At 71.9% G+C, this 17,504-nt stretch carries 15 protein-coding genes; 1 reads left to right on the forward strand and 14 read right to left on the reverse strand.

Annotation, left to right across the window (positions count from 1 at the left end):
* Positions 1 to 81: 81 nt before the first annotated feature.
* The 12 genes from ACVW19_RS07030 to ACVW19_RS07085 form a co-directional block, all read right to left on the reverse strand.
* The gene (locus ACVW19_RS07030) at positions 82 to 1,422 is read right to left on the reverse strand and encodes a pectate lyase family protein (protein WP_457457581.1); all 1,341 of its coding nucleotides are present in this window, start codon (positions 1,420 to 1,422) and stop codon (positions 82 to 84) included.
* 241 nt (positions 1,423 to 1,663) lie between these two features.
* The gene (locus ACVW19_RS07035) at positions 1,664 to 2,536 is read right to left on the reverse strand and encodes a rhamnogalacturonan acetylesterase (protein ID WP_457457583.1); all 873 of its coding nucleotides are present in this window, start codon (positions 2,534 to 2,536) and stop codon (positions 1,664 to 1,666) included.
* Positions 2,537 to 2,699: 163 nt separating this feature from the next.
* Complete coding sequence (locus ACVW19_RS07040) at positions 2,700 to 4,061, reverse strand: ABC transporter substrate-binding protein (RefSeq protein WP_457457585.1); 1,362 nt, start codon at positions 4,059 to 4,061, stop codon at positions 2,700 to 2,702.
* Positions 4,062 to 4,217: 156 nt separating this feature from the next.
* Complete coding sequence (locus ACVW19_RS07045) at positions 4,218 to 5,819, reverse strand: family 43 glycosylhydrolase (RefSeq protein ID WP_457457587.1); 1,602 nt, start codon at positions 5,817 to 5,819, stop codon at positions 4,218 to 4,220.
* Positions 5,816 to 6,661 (reverse strand): DUF6807 domain-containing protein, encoded by an 846-nt coding sequence (locus tag ACVW19_RS07050; RefSeq protein ID WP_457457589.1) that lies wholly within the window; start codon positions 6,659 to 6,661, stop codon positions 5,816 to 5,818. The genes ACVW19_RS07045 and ACVW19_RS07050 overlap by 4 nt, the downstream gene beginning before the upstream one ends.
* Entirely contained in the window at positions 6,658 to 7,896 is a 1,239-nt protein-coding gene (locus ACVW19_RS07055) for a Gfo/Idh/MocA family protein (protein WP_457457591.1), read from the reverse strand. Before ACVW19_RS07055 ends, ACVW19_RS07050 begins: the two co-directional genes overlap by 4 nt.
* The gene (locus ACVW19_RS07060) at positions 7,893 to 8,795 is read right to left on the reverse strand and encodes a carbohydrate ABC transporter permease (protein WP_457457593.1); all 903 of its coding nucleotides are present in this window, start codon (positions 8,793 to 8,795) and stop codon (positions 7,893 to 7,895) included. The genes ACVW19_RS07055 and ACVW19_RS07060 overlap by 4 nt, the downstream gene beginning before the upstream one ends.
* Positions 8,792 to 9,727 carry a carbohydrate ABC transporter permease gene (locus tag ACVW19_RS07065; RefSeq protein ID WP_279336723.1) on the reverse strand — a complete coding sequence of 312 codons (936 nt, stop codon included), beginning with the start codon at positions 9,725 to 9,727 and terminating at the stop codon, positions 8,792 to 8,794. The genes ACVW19_RS07060 and ACVW19_RS07065 overlap by 4 nt, the downstream gene beginning before the upstream one ends.
* Positions 9,728 to 9,862: 135 nt before the next feature.
* Positions 9,863 to 11,620 (reverse strand): L-arabinonate dehydratase, encoded by a 1,758-nt coding sequence (araD, locus tag ACVW19_RS07070; protein WP_457457595.1) that lies wholly within the window; start codon positions 11,618 to 11,620, stop codon positions 9,863 to 9,865.
* A complete protein-coding gene (locus ACVW19_RS07075; protein ID WP_457457597.1) occupies positions 11,617 to 12,525 on the reverse strand; it encodes a dihydrodipicolinate synthase family protein in 909 nt (302 codons plus the stop codon). Before ACVW19_RS07075 ends, araD begins: the two co-directional genes overlap by 4 nt.
* Positions 12,522 to 13,256, reverse strand: a complete 735-nt coding sequence (locus ACVW19_RS07080) for a GntR family transcriptional regulator (protein ID WP_457457599.1) — start codon at positions 13,254 to 13,256, stop codon at positions 12,522 to 12,524. Before ACVW19_RS07080 ends, ACVW19_RS07075 begins: the two co-directional genes overlap by 4 nt.
* A 180-nt stretch (positions 13,257 to 13,436) precedes the next feature.
* Positions 13,437 to 14,036: a TIGR03086 family metal-binding protein gene (locus tag ACVW19_RS07085; protein WP_457457601.1), complete on the reverse strand. Its 600-nt coding sequence runs from the start codon at positions 14,034 to 14,036 to the stop codon at positions 13,437 to 13,439.
* A gap of 143 nt (positions 14,037 to 14,179) precedes the next feature.
* On the opposite strand from ACVW19_RS07085, the gene ACVW19_RS07090 reads away from it, so the two are divergent.
* Positions 14,180 to 15,445 carry an MFS transporter gene (locus tag ACVW19_RS07090; RefSeq protein ID WP_457457602.1) on the forward strand — a complete coding sequence of 422 codons (1,266 nt, stop codon included), beginning with the start codon at positions 14,180 to 14,182 and terminating at the stop codon, positions 15,443 to 15,445.
* On the opposite strand, the gene ACVW19_RS07095 is transcribed toward ACVW19_RS07090, so the two are convergent.
* Together ACVW19_RS07095 and ACVW19_RS07100 are read right to left on the reverse strand one after the other, a co-directional pair.
* Positions 15,382 to 16,548, reverse strand: a complete 1,167-nt coding sequence (locus tag ACVW19_RS07095; protein WP_457457604.1) for a hypothetical protein — start codon at positions 16,546 to 16,548, stop codon at positions 15,382 to 15,384. The two genes, ACVW19_RS07090 and ACVW19_RS07095, sit on opposite strands and share 64 nt — an antisense overlap.
* A complete protein-coding gene (locus tag ACVW19_RS07100; RefSeq protein WP_457457606.1) occupies positions 16,545 to 17,486 on the reverse strand; it encodes a 5-dehydro-4-deoxyglucarate dehydratase in 942 nt (313 codons plus the stop codon). The genes ACVW19_RS07095 and ACVW19_RS07100 overlap by 4 nt, the downstream gene beginning before the upstream one ends.
* Positions 17,487 to 17,504: the final 18 nt, after the last annotated feature.

Below are 17,504 nucleotides of genomic sequence, written 5' to 3' on the forward strand. Positions count from 1 at the left end.
CGGTACGGGAGGACCGGGGCGGGCGCGCGCCACAGTGGGGGTGGAACGCGCCCGCCCCGGCGAACGGGGGTGCGAGGGGTGTCAGCGGATGCGGCCCGCTCCCGCGCCGTGCTCGACCAGCGCCGGGACCGCCTGCGCCGGGTGGACTGCGGTGCGCAGGGTGGGCGTCCAGCCGGCACCGGACCGGAGGGTCCCCTCGGGGTTCTCCGCGTTGTGCACGGCGATCAGGTCGACCTGCTTGCCGTTGACGCGGTTGTTCCGGGCGGTGAGCGGCGAGTCGTTCCACCGCTTGAGGATCTTCGCCGGGCTGACGCCCTTGGCCAGCGTGAACGCGTTCTGCTCGGCGACGAGTTGGGACTCCTTGCCGACGCCGAAGCTGTAGCCGTAGCCCTGGCCGGCCACGAAGTGGTTGTTGTAGACGTCGACCTGTCCGAAGCGGACGCGCGGTGCGCGCTCGACCAGCTTCGAGAACAGGTTGTGGTGGAAGGTCACCTTCAGCTTGCCCCGGTCGCCGACGGCCGTGGACTCGCTGTCGCTGTTGCCGATCAGGATCGTCTTGTCGTGCTCGGTGAAGACGTTCCAGGAGGCGGTGACGTGGTCGGCGCCCCGGACGATGTCCAGCTCGCCGTCGTGCTGCTGGTACAGCATCCCGAAGTGGGTGGGGGCCTCGCTGTCGGGGTGGTCGCCGTCGGTGAAGGTGTTGTGGTCCAGCCAGACATGGGTGGAGCCGTACACGACGGCGGTGTCGTACTCGGAGTTCCAGTTGCCCCGGTCGCCGTCGGTCGGGTCCCACTGCGGGAAGCAGTCCACCGGGCTCTCGAGGGTGAGGTTGCGGACGATGACGTTGTCCACGCCCTTGATCTGCAGGCTGGCGCCCTTGAACCCGGCGTTCCGGCCAATGCCGATGATCGTGGTGTTGGCGGGGATGTTCACCTTGACGGCGGTGTCCTGGTTGGCGGCCGAGGCCCTGCGCAGGCCCTCGGGGCTGTCGTCGGGCTCGTCGGCCAGGTCCTGTTCCAGGCCCCAGGTCTCGGGCGCGTACTTCTCGAGGTAGTCGTCGAAGTCGTAGCCGGGGGCGGCGAGCGCGGCGCAGCCCTCGGAGACCGCGTCGATCGTCCCCCGCACCTTGATGATCTTCGGGGCGCTGCCGCCGTCCGCCAGGGCCGCCTTGAATCCGGCCCAGTCGCTGACGGTGTGGACGTGCTCGGCAGTGGCGTCGGCGCCTCCGGTGGTGCCGGTTCCGTGGGACGCCCAGCCGTCGTTCGCGCCGAGCGTCTGCCGGGCGACGTCGCGGGGGTGGCCGGGGTGATGGCCGGAGTGGGCCAGGGCGCCGGTGCCGGTCAGGGCCAGCACGAGGGCGGTGCAGCCGGCCAGCGAGGCGGCTCTCACTATGGCATGCCCCTGCCATTTCGGTCTGTTCATCAAGTCTCTCCGTACAGCGGGAGTCGGGTGGATTGAGTGGTGGAGTCGGCTTCGCCCTGCTGGCGAAAACCAAGTCGGTCGGGTCTGCCGCCGGGGCGGCGGGATGTCAGGTCTGTGGAGCCGGCTCAAGACCGATGGCTGGCACACCGGCCCCTGCCGTTCATTCGGGCCGGCCGCTGTCGATGAAGCAGAAAAACCGACCCGCGAGGGCTGAATCTCCCTGCTTCGGCTGGGAGAGATGTCAAGGTGCCGCTCTCCCTTGTTTCTCGTGGTCCTCGTGGTCCTCGTGGTCCTCGTCAGATCGGTCAGCCGCCGGTGAGACGGCGTCCGGCCAGGTGATCCAGGACTCGGGGATCGCCTCGTCCAGCCGGCGCACGTCCCGCGGCGCGAGCACCCGGGTGCGCAGCAGTTCCCGGGCGACCAGCCGGGCCACGGCGATCGCGCCGGGCGGGTTGAAGTGCGTGTTGTCCTGCTCGGTCGGCGTCCAGTTGAAGTACTTCTTGGTCTCCTCGACGCCCAGCTCCTGCCACAGCGCCAGCGACAGGGCCTGGACGTCGAGCAGCGCGACCCGCTCCTCCTCGGCCAGCGCCCGCATCGCCTCCGGGTACGCGCCGTGGCTCGGCACGGCGTCGCCGGCCGGGTCGAACCTCCGGCGCTCCACGGCGGTGGCCAGCACGGGCCGCGCCCCGCGGGCCCTGGCCCCGGCGACGTACAGCCGCAGGTGCTCCCGGTACGTCGTCCAGGGCTCGGTGTAGCGGCTCGGGTCGGTGGCCTTCTCGTCGTTGTGCGCGAACTGGATCAGCAGGAGGTCACCGGGCCGGATGGCGTCGAGGACGGCGTCGAGCCGTCCCTCGTCGACGAAGCTCTTCGAACTCCGTCCGTTCACGGCGTGGTTGGCGACCACGAGGTCATGGCGGAGCAGGAAGGGGAGCGCCATGCCCCAGCCGGTCTCCGGCGCCGCGTCGGCGTACTTCTGGGCCGCGGTGGAGTCCCCGGCGATGTAGAGGGTGCGGGGCCGGGGCCGCCGGGGCGCGGCCTGGGCGGTGCCGGTCACCGCGAGGGCGAGGGGAAGGCCGAGTCCGGCGGCGGAAACCTGTCTGCGAGTGAGCGACACAAGCCTGTGCCTTTCAGCAAGGGTCCGAAAGAGCGCCTCTCGGGGGCGCGGGACTGTACCTGTGTGCGGGTGGCCGCGCCGCGGGGGCGCGGCCGGGCGCGGGGACGGCCGCGGCCCGGAGCGAACGGGCCGGCGGCCGCCCCGCGGTGACGCCGGGAACCGCTCAGGCCATCTGCTCCTGCCACTCGGCCTGGGCCTCGTTGAGCTGCTCGGCCAGGTTGTCGAGGAAGTCCTTCGCGCTCATGTCCCCGAGCAGCACCTTCTGGAAGTTCGGCTCGTTGTCGGCCTTGGAGATGGTGTTCCAGTCCGGCAGGTAGTACGGCAGCTGGACGATGGTCGTCGACCCGTCGCTCAGCGCGTCCGCGGCCAGCTTGGTCGGCTCCGCCTCGGCGATCCAGTCGTCCTTGGCGGCGTCCAGGTTCGAGGGCACCTGGCCGGCGGACTCGTTGAACTTCGAGTTCGCCTCGGCCGAGACGGCGTACTCGATGAACTTCCAGGCGGCGTCCTTGTTCTTGGAGCTCTGGAACACGCCGAGACCGTCGACCGGGTTGGAGACCTGGACCCGGCCGCCGTCGGGGCCGGTGGGCTGCGGGATGCCCCGGAACTTGTCGTCGCCGAGCGCCTTCACGTGGTCCTGGTACGAGCCGAGGTTGTGGTTGAGCATGCCGATGGTGCCCGAGTCCCACTGCGCGACCATCTTGGTGAAGTCGTTGTTCAGGTCGGCGGCGGGAGTGACCTTCTTGAACAGGCCCGCGTACTTCTCGAGGGCGTCGACGTTCTTCGGGTCGTTGACCGTGGTCTTCTCACCGGTGGAGTCCCAGAACGTGGTGATGCCGGACTGGCCGTACATCGCGTCCAGGGCCTGGGCGATGGAGCCGGCGCCACCGCGGATGGTGTAGCCGAACTCGTTCTTGCCCTTGTCGCTGAGCTTCTCCGCGGCCTTGAAGAAGCGCTCCCAGCTGGTCGGTTCCTCGAGGCCCGCCTTCTCGAACAGGTCGGTGCGGTAGTAGAGGACGCCGTTGTTCGCGGAGGTCGGGACCGAGTACAGCCGGTCGTCACCGCCGCCGGCGGCGCGCAGCGACTCGATCATGTCCTTGTTGAGCTTGCCGTCGAGGGGCGACTTGCCCAGCCGGTCGTCCAGCGGGGCGAGCGCCTTCTGGGCGGAGAAGCCCGCGAGCATCGACGCGCTGATCCCGCCGACGTCCGGCAGGCCGCCGCCCTGGATGGCGGTGTCGACCTTGGACTGGTACTCGGTGGCGGCGATCCCGACGTACTCGACGTCGATGTCCGGGTTGGCCTTCTCGAAGTCGGCGATGATCTCCTTCCAGATCGCGGTGCGGACACCGCCGTTGTTGTCCCAGAAGGTGATCTTGCCCGTGCCGCTGCCCTCGGCACCCTTGTCGCCGCCGGCTCCGCTGCCGTCGTCGCCGCAGGCGGTGACGGTCAGCGCGAGCACGGCGCCCAGGGCGACGGCGGCCGACGTCCGGCGCCTGCCTGTGCTGCTTCTGCGATTGCTGATCTTCATTGGTCGGCTCTCTTCTTCTGGTTCCAACGGGATGTGCGGGTGTGGGGGCGTCTCGCGGTCGTCCGGTGGCGCTCAGCCACGTGGGGGCGGTGTCGGCAAGCGCTTGCCGTGGAGATGCGTCATTGCGGCTCCCGACAGGCTCACGGAGGAGGGTGGTTACGCGGCGCTGATCCTGAACTGCGTGAAGGTCGCCGTCCCGGCGTGCCCCTGGCCCGTCGGGGCGAGGGCGACCAGGCCGAGCAGGGCGCCGACCCAGCGCCACGGAGTGGCGGCGAAGATCTGCCCGGAGGAGCGGAAGCCGTCCCCGGTGTCGTACGAGAAGCGGCAGCGGGCTCCGGCACCGGCCTCGATCCGCAGCCTCGCCCGGCCCTCGGGGGCGAGCCGCGGGTGGGCGGCGTCGCGTTCCTTCTCGGCGGCCGTCTCGGCGAACCGGTGCACCAGGTGCGCGGTGCCGTCCGGTCCCCGCTGGAGTCCGATCCAGCGGTAGGCGTCGCCGAGGACCGCGAGGCCGGCCCGTGCCCCGGGCTCCCGGCTGTCGAGCCGCAGCTCCACGTCGACGGTGCACGGGGTGCCGGGCAGCCGCTGGGTGAGCACGTTCGCCAGCCTGCGCAGGTCGTGTGCGTCGGCGGTGCGCACGCAGGTCAGCCGCAGCCCGTCGGCGGAGTGCTGGGTGGCCCAGCCGTCGTGGGGGTCCCCCCTGCTCGTGGGGGTCCCCCCTGCTCGAGCAAAGTCGAGAACTTGGGGGAGGAGCCGAGAGCTTGGGGGAGGATTGGCGGTCCACTGCCACTGGCTGCCGTGGCGGCCTCCGGGGAAGTCGTCGTCGGTGGCGGGCGCCGTGGCCGGCTGCGCGGGCAGGTCCGGCCGGCGGTGCCCGGCGACCGGCGCGCCGGCGTCCCCCAGCACTGGCCAGCCTCCCGCGGACTCCCAGCGCATCGGCTGGAGGTGCACGACCCTGCCGTACGCCCCGCGCTGCTGGAAGTGCAGGAACCAGTCCTCGCCGGACGGGGTGCGCACCCAGCCGCCCTGGTGGGGGCCGTTGACGTCGGTGTCCCGCTGTTCCAGGACGACCTTCTCCTCGTACGGCCCGAAGAACTCACGCGACCGGAAGGCGCCCTGCCAGCCGGTCTCCACTCCCCCGGCGGGCGCCAGGATCCAGAACCAGCCGTCGTGCCGGTAGAGCTTGGGGCCCTCCAGGGTGAACCAGCCGGGTATGCGGTCGGCGTCGACGATCACCTTGCCCTCGTCGAGGAGTCCGGTGCCGTGGGGATGCATGCGGTGGCCGGTGAGCCGGTTGTTGACGCCGCTGCGGGACCTGGCCCAGGCGTGCACGAGATACGCCTCGCCGCTCTCCTCGTCCCACAGCGGGCACGGGTCGATCAGGCCCTTGCCGGCCTTCACCAGGTGGGGGCGGGTCCAGGGCCCCCGGATCTGCGGGGCGTTGACCTGGAAGATGCCCTGGTCGGGGTCGCCCCAGAAGATCCAGAACCGGTCGTCGTGGTGGCGCAGGGACGGCGCCCAGACCCCGCAGTCGTGCCGGGGGACCGCGAACTCGCTCTCGGGTTCCAGTCGTTCGAGGGCATGACCGACGAGCGTCCAGTTGACCAGGTCGCGGGAGTGCAGCAGCGGCAGACCGGGGACACGGCCGAAGCTGGAGGCGGTCAGGTAGAAGTCGTCGCCGACGCGGATCACGTCGGGGTCGGACCAGTCGGCGTTCAGGACCGGGTTCTGGTAGGTGGCGTCCGACGGCGCGACGCTCATCGGCTCACCGCCTTGCGGACCAGGGCGGCGGCGTCGTCCCGGCCGAGCCGGCCGTCGGCGACGACGGTGACGACACGGCGGACCACCGTCTCCCCGGGCGGGATCGGCAGCCGTTCGTCGTGGGCGAGGGAGGAGCCGACGCCGGGGTACTCGGCGGTGCGCACGAACCAGGGGTCGCGGCGGGTCGGTTCGGTGGCCCCGGCGAAGACCAGCGTCCAGCGGGTGCCGGCCAGGGCGAGCCAGTCGGCCCGGTGCCCGTGTGCCGCGGCCTCGCCCTCGGTGGAGGCGGTGAAGACGTCCGGTGCCGTCGCCTCCTTGCGGGCCCGCCAGAAGAAGCCTCCGTAGGCCGCGCCGGGGCGGCCGTTGGTGGCCGGGCTGCCGATGGAGAGCGGGAGCCCGGTGGCGTTGGTGAGGGAGAAGGTGAAGTCCAGCGCCCAGGCGGTGTCGGTGAGTTCGGTGGCGGTGACCGTACGGCGCTCCCGCAGCAGCTCGCCCGGTGCGGCGATCCAGCGCAGTTCCTCCACGAAGCCGTCGGGGTCCCGCAGCTGGAAGGAGGTGTGCCGCTGGGAGCCGTGGTTGTCCAGTTCGGTCGGGCCCCGGTCGCGGACGTAGGTGCGTCCGCCCCAGAAGTTGTGCCCCTCGACGTCGGGAACGGCGACACCGACGCCGAGGTGGTGGGTGTGGTCCGCGGGGGACAGTTCGGTGACCGCCGTGCCGGCCAGGGTGGTGACGGGGTGCAGATAGGGGCGCGGGGAGAGCCTGCGGGGCAGCTCGGGCCGGGGGACGTACCGGCCGACCGGCCGCCCGGCGACGCGCAGGACCGTGGAGTCGTCGCTGGTCATCGGGTGTTCACCTCTTTCGGCGGGTGCTGTGCGGGGCGCTGGGCGGGCGGCGCCCAGGGGGCGCCGAGTTCGGAGTAGAGGGACAGGGTGTCGGCGGCGGCCTCGACGAGCCGGTCGATGCCGGGCACGGCACGGCGGTTCTCGCCGGGAACGCGGTGCCAGGCGCCGTCGGGCAGCGGGGCGGGGTCGGGGGCCTGCCGGATCGCCTCGACGACCTTCATGAAGGCGCCGGTCGCGTCCGGGGGGACCAGCAGGGGGGCGTCGGTGGTGAGGTGCGCGACGAGGTTCTCCAGCAGGTCGGTGCGGTCGAAGTGGAGTTCCTCGGGACCGTGGCCCGCGCGCTGGAGCAGTACGCGGTCCTGCTTGTACCAGAAGGTGATCCGGCCGCTGGTGCCGTGCACGAGGACGTACGGCTCGTCGGCCCGCTCCGCGCACAGGGTCGCGGCGACGGTGACCGGCCGGCCCTGGGCGGTGGTGACCCGGACGCAGGAGGTGTCGTCGGACTCGATGTCGTTGGCGCGCAGCAGTTCGGTCTCGATGCCGGTGACGTCCTCGGCGCGGGTGCTGTTGCCCAGCGCCAGCGCGGTGGCGACGGCGTGGGCAAGCGGGTTGGTCAGCGCCCCGTCGACCACGTCGACGCCGTTCAGCCGGCGCCGGCCCGCCCAGGGCGCCCGCCGGAAGTAGTCCTCGGCGCGCACCCAGGCCCCGGCGCCGCCGATCCCGGTGACCCGGCCGATCGCGCCCTCGGCGACCAGTTCGCGGATCGCGGGCACGGCGTGCGAGCCCAGCGACTGAAAACCGATCTGGCAGGCGACACCGGCTGCGGCGACCCCGTCGGCCATCCGGCGGAACTCGGCGTAGGACGGCGCGGGCGGCTTCTCCAGCAGGAGGTGCACGCCCCGTTCGGCGGCGGCGAGGGCGAGGTCGGTGTGGGTGGGGATCGGGGTGCAGACGACGGCGATCCCGGCTCCGGTGTACTCCAGCAGGGCGCCGAAGTCGGCTGACTGCTCGGGAAGTTCGTCCCCGGACCCACCCTCGAACTCGTCCTCGGTGAGCGGGGTGAGCTCGCAGACGCCGGCCAGCCGGACGAGTCCCGCCTCCTGGAGCCGGCGGATGTTCTCCAGGTGCCAGCGTCCGTGGCCGCGGGCACCGGCGAGCACGACGGGGATCGGCGGGGGCGCGGACCGGGGCGCGGACCGGGGCGCGGACCGGGGCGCGGACTGGGGCGCGGTCATCCCTTCACCGCCCCCGCGCTGAAGCCGGTGATCAGCCACTTCTGGATGAAGGCGAACACGATCACGACGGGCACGGCCGCGATGATGCCGCCCGCGGCGAGGGCGCCGAGGTCGACGCTGTCCGCGCTCATCAGGGTGTTGAGGCCGACCGGGATGGTCTGCTTCTCCTGGTTGTTGAGGAACATCAGGGCGAACAGGAAGTGGTTCCAGGAGTGGACGAAGGCGAACGAGCCGACGGCGATCAGACCGGGCCGCAGCAGCGGCAGGACGACCACCCGGAACGCCCGCATCCTGCTGCACCCGTCGACCCAGGCGGCCTCCTCCAGGGAGTACGGCACGTTCTTGATGAAGTTGCTGATGAGGATGATCGACAGCGGCAGCTGGAAGACCGTCTCGGCGATGATGACGCTGCCCAGCGAGTTGATCATCTGCAGCCCGGCGAAGATCTCGAACAGCGGGACCAGGAGCAGCGCGCCGGGCACGAACTGGGAGCACAGCAGGGCGAGCATGAAGACCCGCTTGACGCGGAAGTCGAACCGGGCGAGCGCGTAGCCGCCGGCCAGTGCGACGAGCGTCGTCGCGAGCAGGGTGGCGACGCCCACGAGCACGCTGTTCTGGAAGAAGGTGCCGAAGGCGCGGTCCGTCCAGACCTTCTCGAAGTGGACCGTGGTCATCGGCCAGGGCACCAGCGAGGTCGAGCCGGCCGGGCGCAGGGCGAAGAGCAGGATCCAGTAGAAGGGGATGAGCGTGAACAGCAGGTAGATGCCCAGCGGGAGGTAGATGTGCCAGCGGGGCACCTCGTCCCAGGCGCGGTGCTTCCTCCTCGCGGGGCGGCTCGGCGGCTCGGCGGTGGAGCGCGCGGGGGCGGGGGCGGCCGGGGCCGCCTCTTTGGTGATCACTTGCTTTCGCCTCCGAACTTGCTCAGCCGCAGGTAGACGATCGAGCAGAAGAGCAGAATCACGAACGCGACCGTGGTGAGCGCCGAGGCGTAACCGAAGTTGTGGGCGTCGACGCTGGTGTTGGCGATGTAGAGCGGGAGCGTCGTGGTCACGCCGGCCGGTCCGCCGCCGGTCAGGGTGTAGAGCAGGTCGACGTTGTTGAACTCCCACACCGCGCGCAGCAGCGTGGACAGGATGATGGCGTCCTTGAGGTGGGGCAGGGTGATGTGCGTGAACTGCTGGAAGCGGCTGGCCCCGTCGACCTCGGCGGCCTCGTACAGGTCCTTGGAGACGGACTGGAGGTCGGCCAGGATGAGGATGGCGAAGAAGGGGACACCGCGCCACAGGTCGGCGACGACCACCGCCGAGAAGACGGTGGAGGTGTCCGACAGCCAGCTGGTGCCGTAGTCGCCGATGCCCATGTCGGCGAGGTAACGGGTGATGCCGGTCTGGGAGTTGTAGAGGAGCACCCAGATCGCCGAGGTCAGTACGCCGGAGACGGCCCACGGGGAGAAGACCAGGGCGCGGCCGATGCCCCGGCCGACGAAGGTCTGGTTGACGATGAGCGCCAGCGCGAGCCCGAACATCAGCTGCAGGCCGACCTCGACGAAGACCCACTTGGCGCTGAAGACCAGGGTGTCCCAGAACAGCGGGTCCTCGGTGAAGAGGTGGACGAAGTTGTCGAAGCCCGCGAATCCGTTCCGCCACGGCTTGGTCGGGTTGTAGTGCTGCAGGCTGTAGTAGAAGACGCTGATGACGGGGTAGGCGATGAAGCCCAGCATGAGCAGCCCCGCCGGGGCGATCAGCAGGTACGGCAGTCTGCGCGGCGTGGCGGAGGCACGGCGCCGCCTCGGTGGCGTGGGCGGTTTCGCCACGGCTGCGGCTTGGGCCATGACTGTTCTCCGTTTCTCGGTACGTCGTGCTGTGCGGTGCGGTGCCGGTGCGGTGCGGTGCCGGTACGGTGCGTTCCCGATGCGGGGTGAAGCGCTTTCTACATGGGTGTGCGGACAGGCCGGCGATCCGGCGGATCAGCCGGCGTAGGGGTCCTGCACCGCGCCCGGCCGGGCGAGGAACTCGAAGTCGCAGCCGGTGTCGGCCTGGGTGATCTGCTCGTTGTAGAGCGCGCCGTAACCGCGCTCGTAGCGCACGGGCGGCGGCGTCCACTCGGCTCTGCGCCGCGCCAACTCTTCTTCGTCCACGTTGAGTTGCAGCTTTCGCTGCTCGACGTCGAGGGTGATCGAGTCGCCGGTGCGTACCAGCGCCAGCGGCCCGCCGACGTACGACTCGGGGGCGACGTGCAGCACGCAGGTGCCGTAACTCGTGCCGCTCATCCGGGCGTCGGAGATCCGCACCATGTCCCGCACCCCCTGCTTGAGCAGGTGGTCGGGGAGGGGCAGCATGCCGTACTCGGGCATGCCGGGCCCGCCCTTGGGGCCGGAGTTGCGCAGCACCAGCACGTGGTCGGCGGTGATGCCCAGGTCCGGGTCGTTGATGGTGCGCTGCATGGTCCGGTAGTCGTCGAAGACGACCGCGGGCCCGGTGTGCCGCAGCAGGTGCGGTTCGGCGGCGATGTGCTTGATGACGGCGCCGTCCGGGCAGAGGTTGCCGCGCAGTACGGCGAGCCCGCCCTCGTCGGCGACCGGCTTGTCCCTGGGCCGGATGACGTCGTCGTGGTGCACCTGCGCGCCGGCGATCTGTTCGCGCAGGGTGTCGTGACAGACGGTGGGCCGGTCCAGGTGGAGCAGGTCCGGTATCCGGGAGAGGAAGCCGGGCAGACCGCCCGCGAAGTGGAAGTCCTCCATCAGGTACGTCTGTCCGCCGGGCCGTACGTTGGCCAGCACCGGGACGGTGCGGGCGATGCGGTCGAAGTCGTCGAGGGTGAGTCCGACGCCCGCGCGGCCGGCCATCGCGATCAGGTGGATCACGGCGTTGGTGGAGCCGCCCAGGCCCAGGACGGTCGTCACCGCGTCCTCGAAGGCCTCCGCGGTGAGGATGTCGCTCAGTCTCCGGTCCCGGTGGACCAGTTCGACGATGCGCAGGCCGGCCGCGGCGGCCATCCTGTCGTGCCCGGAGTCGACGGCGGGGATGCTGGAGGCGCCCGGTACCGTGACGCCGAGGGCCTCGGCGGCGGCGGTCAGCGTGGAGGCCGTCCCCATGGTCATGCAGTGACCGGGCGAGCGGGCCAGGCCGCTCTCGATCTCCTGCATCTCGCAGTCGCCGATGACGCCGGCCCGCTTGTCGTCCCAGTACTTCCACATGTCGGTGCCGGAACCGAGCACCTCGCCCCGCCAGTGGCCCGGCAGCATGGGCCCGGCCGGGACGAAAACCGTCGGCAGGTCGGCGCTGGCCGCGCCCATGAGCAGGGCGGGCGTGGACTTGTCGCAGCCGCCCATCAGCACGGCGCCGTCGACCGGGTAGGACCGCAGCAGTTCCTCGGTCTCCAGGGCGAGGAGGTTGCGGTAGAGCATCGGGGTCGGCTTCTGGAAGGTCTCGCTGAGCGTGGAGACCGGGAACTCGAGCGGGAAGCCTCCTGCCTGCCAGACACCCCTCTTGACCGCCTGCGCGCGGTCGCGCAGGTGGCTGTGGCAGGGGTTGATGTCGGACCAGGTGTTGAGCACCGCGATGACGGGCTTGCCCAGGTGCTCCTCGGGCAGGTAGCCGAGCTGACGGGTGCGGGCGCGGTGGCTGAAGGAGCGCAGCCCGTCCGTGCCGTACCACTGGTGGCTGCGCAGCTCCTCGGGCCGCTTCTTCGGGGTGTCCATCGGGGTGCCCAGCGGGGTGCTCATACGGACCACCCCGCGGCTATCGCGGCGACCTCGGCCCGCTCGTGCTCGGCCAGTTGCCTGCTCGGCGGGCGGACCTCGCGGCGGCACAGCCCGAGGGAGGCGAGGGCCTCCTTGACGACGGTGACGTTGTCGGCGGAACCGTTGGCGCCGCGCAGTTCCTCGAAGCGGCGGATCTGCTCCCAGACCTTCATGGCGGTCGCGTAGTCACCCGCCCGGAGCGCCCCGATCATGTTCAGCGACACCGACGGGGCGACGTTGACCAGGCCGGAGGTGAAGCCGGTGGCGCCCGCCGAGAAGTAGGAGGGGGCGTACGGCTCGGCCAGCCCGGCGACCCACACGAACCGCTCGATGCCGGCGTCCCGCGCGAAGGCGGCGAACTTCGCCGCGTCCGCCACGGAGTACTTCACGCCGATGACGTTGGGGCAGGCGTCGGCGAGTTCGGCGAGGCGGGAACCGGTGAGCCGGGCGTTGCGGATGTAGGGGACCACGCCCAGTTCCGGCACGGCCTCGGCGACGGCGCGGTGGTAGTCGACCCAGCCGCTCTGGGAGACGTAGGGGTGGACGGGCTGGTGCACCATCACCATCCGCGCGCCGAGGTCACGGGCGTGCCGTGCGGAGGCGACCGCGGTCGGTACGTCGTGGCCCACGCCGACCAGGACGGACGAGCCGTCACCGGTCTCCTGCATGGTCAGCTCGGCGACGGTGCGCCGCTCCTCGGGCGTCAGGGCGTAGAACTCGCCGGTGTTGCCGTTGGGGGTCAGGGTGGTGATGCCGGCGTCGAGGAGGCGGCGCAGCAGGGCCCGGTAGCCGGCCGGGTCGACGGAGCCGTCCTCGGCGAACGGGGTCACCGGGATCGCCACCACGTCGGCCAGGGCCGCCCGCTGGGTCTCGAACGTCGTCGTCATGCCTGACCGTCCTCGCTCTTCTGGTTCTGGGCTTCCGGTACTTCCGGTACTTCCCTGGCTGCCCGGGGTACCTGGGTGTCGAGGTCCGCGTCGAGGTCCGCGTCGGGAAAGGCCCGGCGCACGAAGGACGCGATGTGCGCGTGCAGGGCGCGTGCCGCACCGTCCGCGTCTCCGCCCAGGGCGAGGCGCAGGATCTCGCGGTGCTCGCTCGCCTCCCGCTCCCAGGAGGGGTCGGCGGCCCAGGCCACGGTGGAGACGAGCGCCGCCTGGTCGCGGACCTCGTCGAGCATCCGGCCGAGCAGCGGGTTGCCGCACGGCAGGTACAGCGCGCGGTGGAACTCGCGGTTGCTCAGGGAGCGTTCGGCGGTGTCGGTGGCCTCGTCGGCCCGGGTCAGCGCGTCGCGCGCGGCGTCCAGGGAGGCACCGCGCCGGACGGTGCGCCGGAGCGCCTCGGGTTCGAGGAGGAGCCGCACGTCCTGGACCTCGCGCGCCATGTCCGCGTCGACCATGCGCACCGTGACGCCCTTGTACTGGCTCATCACGACCAGCCCGGTACCGGCCAGGGTCTTGAGGGCCTCGCGCACCGGGGTCTTGGACACCCCGAACTGCGCGGCGAGGTCGGTCTCGACCAGAGCCTGGCCCGGTGTCAGCCGGCCGGTGAGGATGCGTCGTTTGATCTCCTCCAGCACGTACTGCGTGCGGGAGGGGATCGGCATGGGCACAGAGGTCATGCGCGCCTCTCGGATCTCACATATCGCGTCTCATATATGACGTACGAAGTACGACGCGATGAAACTAGAAGCGGCCCGGGGTTTCGTCAATGCTTCTGACAAAGGAAGTTCCGGGGCCGCGCACGCGACGGCCGGGCACCCGCCTCGTCCGGGTGCCCGGCCGTCCGGGAGAACTCCTGGTCAGGCCTTTCGCGTCCACCCCGGATCGCGGCCGCTCAGCCCCACGGTCCGGTCCAGCAGCGGGGCTTCGGGCGGCACCGGCACCACGGGGCCGAAGATGCCCTCACCGCCGTCCCGGCCGGGTTCCGCCGCGGCGGCGCGGAGGAAGGCGTGCGCGGCGTCGAGGGCGGCGGGGTCGGGCGCGTAGTCCTGGCCGGTGGCACGGGCCAGGTCCCAGCCGTGGATCACCAGTTCGTCGGCGGCCACGGCTCCGGCCACCTCGCCCGGCAGGTCCACTCCCCCGGCCCTGGTCATACCGGCCCAGGCCCCGGGGTCCCGCCAGGCGTCGGCGAGTTCGCCGAGCACCCGGGGCAGCTCCTCGCGCCAGCCGGGCCCGAAGTCCGGCAGGGCGGTGTCCGGGCTGGTGTCGGTGGTGGCGCCGAGGTCCTTGCGCCCGGCGTCACGAAAGGCGGCGGACAGCCCCACGAGGTGGCTCAGGATGTCGCGCACCGCGTACCGCGGGCAGGGCGTCCCGTCCACGAGCTGCACGTCGGCGACCCCCTCGGCAAGCCGCGCCACGACCCGCACCTGCGGCCCGAGGTCGAGAATCGAGTCGGTCATGGGCTGCTCCTCCGTGGCCGTGCATGGATGTGCTTCCTGGGAGGTGGACCTATGCCGGACCCGGAACTCATCGCTCCTCCCTGTCCCCTCTACGGCGCCTGCCCGATCCCCGCGTCCGGTCCTTAGCCCCACGATGACCGGGTATGACGACGAACAGGACGACAGGCAGGACGCCGAACGGCCCGACGTGGGCGCTGGTGCGCGTGCTCCGTGACCCGAATGCCGGGCTCCTCCTCGCCGGGGTCGTGGTCTCCGGCTTCGGCACCTCCGCGCTGTGGCTCGCCTCCGGGATCTGGGTCAAGGACCTCACCGGCTCGGACGGCCTCGCCGCCCTGTGCCTGCTGGCCATGTGGGCGCCCGCCCTGGCCGGCCCGCTGCTGGGCACACTCGCCGACCGGGTGCCTCGCAAGCCCCTGCTGATCGGCACGAGTCTGCTGATGGCCGCGCTCCTGCTCACCCTCCTCACCGTCGACTCACCGCAGACCGTGTGGCTCCTCTACGCCGTCCTGGTCATGTACGGCGCGGCGGGCGTCGTGAACGACGCGGCCGAGTCGGCGCTGGCCGCCACCGCCGTGGACCGGTCGCTCCTCGGTGACCTGGGCGGGCTCCGCATGACCGCCACCGAGGGCATGAAACTGCTGGCCCCACTGGCGGGCGCGGGGCTCTACACGGCCCACGGCGGACCGGCAGTCGCCTTTCTGGACGCAGTCACGTTCGTAGGCGCGGCGGTGCTGTACCTGTTTCTGAACGTCCGCGAGAAGCGTCCCGCGCCGCCGACCGACGGCCGACGTGGACGGACCGCCGAGGGTGTCCGCTTCCTCCGCTCGCACCCGGTCCTGCGCCCCTTGGTCCTGGCGGGTGGCGCCACGATGCTGTGCGCGGGGCTGAACGGTGCGCTGGTCCACGCCGTCGTCGACGGCCTCGGCCACTCCCCCGCGTACTCCGGTGTGCTGTACGCCGTCCAGGGCGCCGGGTCGGTGGCGCTCGGCCTGTGCGCGGGGCCCGCCCTGCGCCGCCTGGGCGAGCGGCGGTTCGCGGCGTACGGGATCGTCCTGCTGGCCGGTGGGGTGGCACTGCGGGCGGTGTCGTCCGATCCGGTGGCGTGGGCGTGCAGCGCGGCGATCGGTGCGGGGCTGCCCGCCCTGCTGATCGCCGCGCTGACCGCCGTGCAGCGCGAGACCCCGGGCCCGCTGCTGGGCCGGGTCACCGCCACCGCCAACACCCTGGTGTTCACCCCGAACGTGATCGGGCTGGCGGCCGGCGCGGCACTGGTGGAGCTGATCGACCACCGGCCCGTACTGGCCGCCCTCGGACTCGCCCTGCTGGTGCCGGCGGCGGGGTTGTTTCAGAGCGCGGCGAGCGCCGAGCGCACCGCCTCCAGGTCGCCGTCCGACGCCAACCCGGCGTGATAGAGCCGTAGTTCCGTCGCGCCGAGGCGGCGGGCCTCGGACGCGTCCGTGGTGAGGGTGCCGGGGTTGCCGCCCATGCCGGAGACCACGGTGAAGTTGGCGGCGAGGACGCTCCCGCCGTGGTTCTCCTGTGCGAACGGTGTCAGCAGGCCGGGGCCCCCGGTGCAGGGGACGACCACACCGTCGGCGACGGAGAGGATGTGCGCGGGGTCGACGCCGGCGTTGGCGCCGCAGTGGTACGGCACCGGGTCCGCGTGCAGCAGGACCTGGAAGCCCTCGGGCGCCGCGCCGCGTACCGCCCGGACCGCCGCCTCCTGGAGCGTGCGGGCCGTTTCCTCGCGCCACGCGCGCGTGGCGGCCGCCGTCTTGGCACCGAGGAGCTTCTCGACGCCCGTCCAGCCTCCCCCACCGGAGGCCGCTCCCCGCCACACCGGCTCCAGCACGGTCCGCACGGACGCGGCCAGTTCACCGGCGTCCAGGCCCTGGGCCCCGTAGCCCTCACGGCAGGACGGGCAGAAGCACAGGGACATCAGGTACTGCCCCGCGTCCCCGAGGCCGACCCCGGCGGTCTTGTCGTGGGCGTGCAGATGCGCCAGCCCGTACCAGCCGAGGGACTCCAGCTCGGTGCCGCGCGCTCCGGGCCGCACCGCCGCCTCGGCCGCCAGGTCGGTCAGGTACGCGCGCGTGGCGGGCTGCGCGATGCACGGTGCCCAGGGGTAGCGGTCGCTGTAGGCGTTGACGACCGAGGTCTCGGGGTGTTCGGCGCCGAGCCGCGAGTTGTGCGCGAGCACGACCCAGGTGTGCACCTCCATGCCGGCGTCCGCGAGCGCCGTCGCGGCCTCGCCGAAGGCGTCGCCGGGGGCCCAGTCCCCGGCCGGGTGGGGGCGCGGGGTGCGGCCCGACCAGTGGGCGCCGGCCGGGTAGAGCACGGCCGCGTGCTCGGCGGTGACGACGCGGTGGCGCGGGTGGCGGGGGGTCAGCGCGCGGGTGGAGTGGTAGGCGGAGGCGAGCGTCACCTGCGCCACGCCGAGCGCGGCGATCCGCGCGGGGGCCTCCGGGTCCCCGTTGACGTCCCAGGGGTAGACGAACGCCGATGCCTTCACTTGGCCTCCTCGAGCAGCGCGAGTCCTCGCTCGATCAGCCGAGCGAGTTGTTCGACATGATCCCCGGACGGCTCGTTCAGCGGCGGCCGTACCTCGCCCACGTCGAGTCCGCGCAGCCGTACCCCGGCCTTGACCAGGGAGACGGCGTACCCGGGGCCCTGGTCGCGCAGTTCGACGAAGGGCCGGTAGAAGCCGTCCAGCAGGCGGTCCACGGTGACCCGGTCGCCGGTGCGCAGGGCCTGGTGGCAGGCGAGGGCGACCTCGGGCAGGAAACAGAACACCGCGGACGAGTAGAGGGTGACGCCGATGCCCCGGTAGGCGGGCTGGGTCAGTTCGGCGGTGGGCAGCCCGTTGAAGTACAGGAAGTCACCGGGAGCCTCGGTGCGTACGGCGCTGACGGTCCGCTGCAGGAGGTCGAGGTCGCCGTGGCCGTCCTTGAGGCCGATGATCCCGTCGGTGCGGGCCAGTTCGACGACGCTCGCGGGGGTGAACACGGCGTTGTCGCGCTGGTAGACGATCACCGGCAGGGCGGTCGCCGCGGCGAGTTCCCGGTAGTGCCGCAGCAGCCCCTCCTGACCGGCCCGTACCAGGTAGGGCGGCATGGCGAGCAGCCCGTCCGCCCCGGCGCGTTCGGCGAGCCCGGCCCAGTGCACCGCGAGCTTGGTGCCGTAGCCGGCGCCCGCGACGACCGGGACGCGTCCCTCGGCCGCTTCGACGGCGGCCCGCACACAGGCCTCGAACTCCTCGGGCGTCAGAGCGTGGAACTCCCCGGTCCCACAGCAGGCGAAGACGGCGGCGGCCCCGGCCTCGACCCCGCGCCGTACATGGAGCCGGTAGGTGTCGAGGTCGATGGTGCCGTCGGTTCCGTAGGCGGTGACCGGGAAGAACAGCGGTCCGCCGGGGTTGCCGAGTCGGGTGGCGAGAGGGGCTGGTGTCACAAGCTCTCCCTGGTCATA

Source organism: Streptomyces sp. TE5632, from assembly GCF_054061295.1.

Excerpts from the sequence above, each read along its gene's own strand:
- ACVW19_RS07080 (WP_457457599.1), bottom strand. The coding sequence starts at position 13,256 with ATGACCTCTGTGCCCATGCCGATCCCCTCCCGCACGCAGTACGTGCTG.
- ACVW19_RS07050 (WP_457457589.1), bottom strand. The coding sequence starts at position 6,661 with ATGACCAGCGACGACTCCACGGTCCTGCGCGTCGCCGGGCGGCCGGTC.
- ACVW19_RS07085 (WP_457457601.1), bottom strand. The coding sequence starts at position 14,036 with ATGACCGACTCGATTCTCGACCTCGGGCCGCAGGTGCGGGTCGTGGCG.
- ACVW19_RS07045 (WP_457457587.1), bottom strand. The coding sequence starts at position 5,819 with ATGAGCGTCGCGCCGTCGGACGCCACCTACCAGAACCCGGTCCTGAAC.
- ACVW19_RS07030 (WP_457457581.1), bottom strand. The coding sequence starts at position 1,422 with ATGAACAGACCGAAATGGCAGGGGCATGCCATAGTGAGAGCCGCCTCG.
- ACVW19_RS07090 (WP_457457602.1), top strand. The coding sequence starts at position 14,180 with ATGACGACGAACAGGACGACAGGCAGGACGCCGAACGGCCCGACGTGG.
- ACVW19_RS07055 (WP_457457591.1), bottom strand. The coding sequence starts at position 7,896 with ATGACCGCGCCCCAGTCCGCGCCCCGGTCCGCGCCCCGGTCCGCGCCC.
- ACVW19_RS07040 (WP_457457585.1), bottom strand. The coding sequence starts at position 4,061 with ATGAAGATCAGCAATCGCAGAAGCAGCACAGGCAGGCGCCGGACGTCG.
- ACVW19_RS07075 (WP_457457597.1), bottom strand. The coding sequence starts at position 12,525 with ATGACGACGACGTTCGAGACCCAGCGGGCGGCCCTGGCCGACGTGGTG.
- ACVW19_RS07065 (WP_279336723.1), bottom strand. The coding sequence starts at position 9,727 with ATGGCCCAAGCCGCAGCCGTGGCGAAACCGCCCACGCCACCGAGGCGG.
- araD (WP_457457595.1), bottom strand. The coding sequence starts at position 11,620 with ATGAGCACCCCGCTGGGCACCCCGATGGACACCCCGAAGAAGCGGCCC.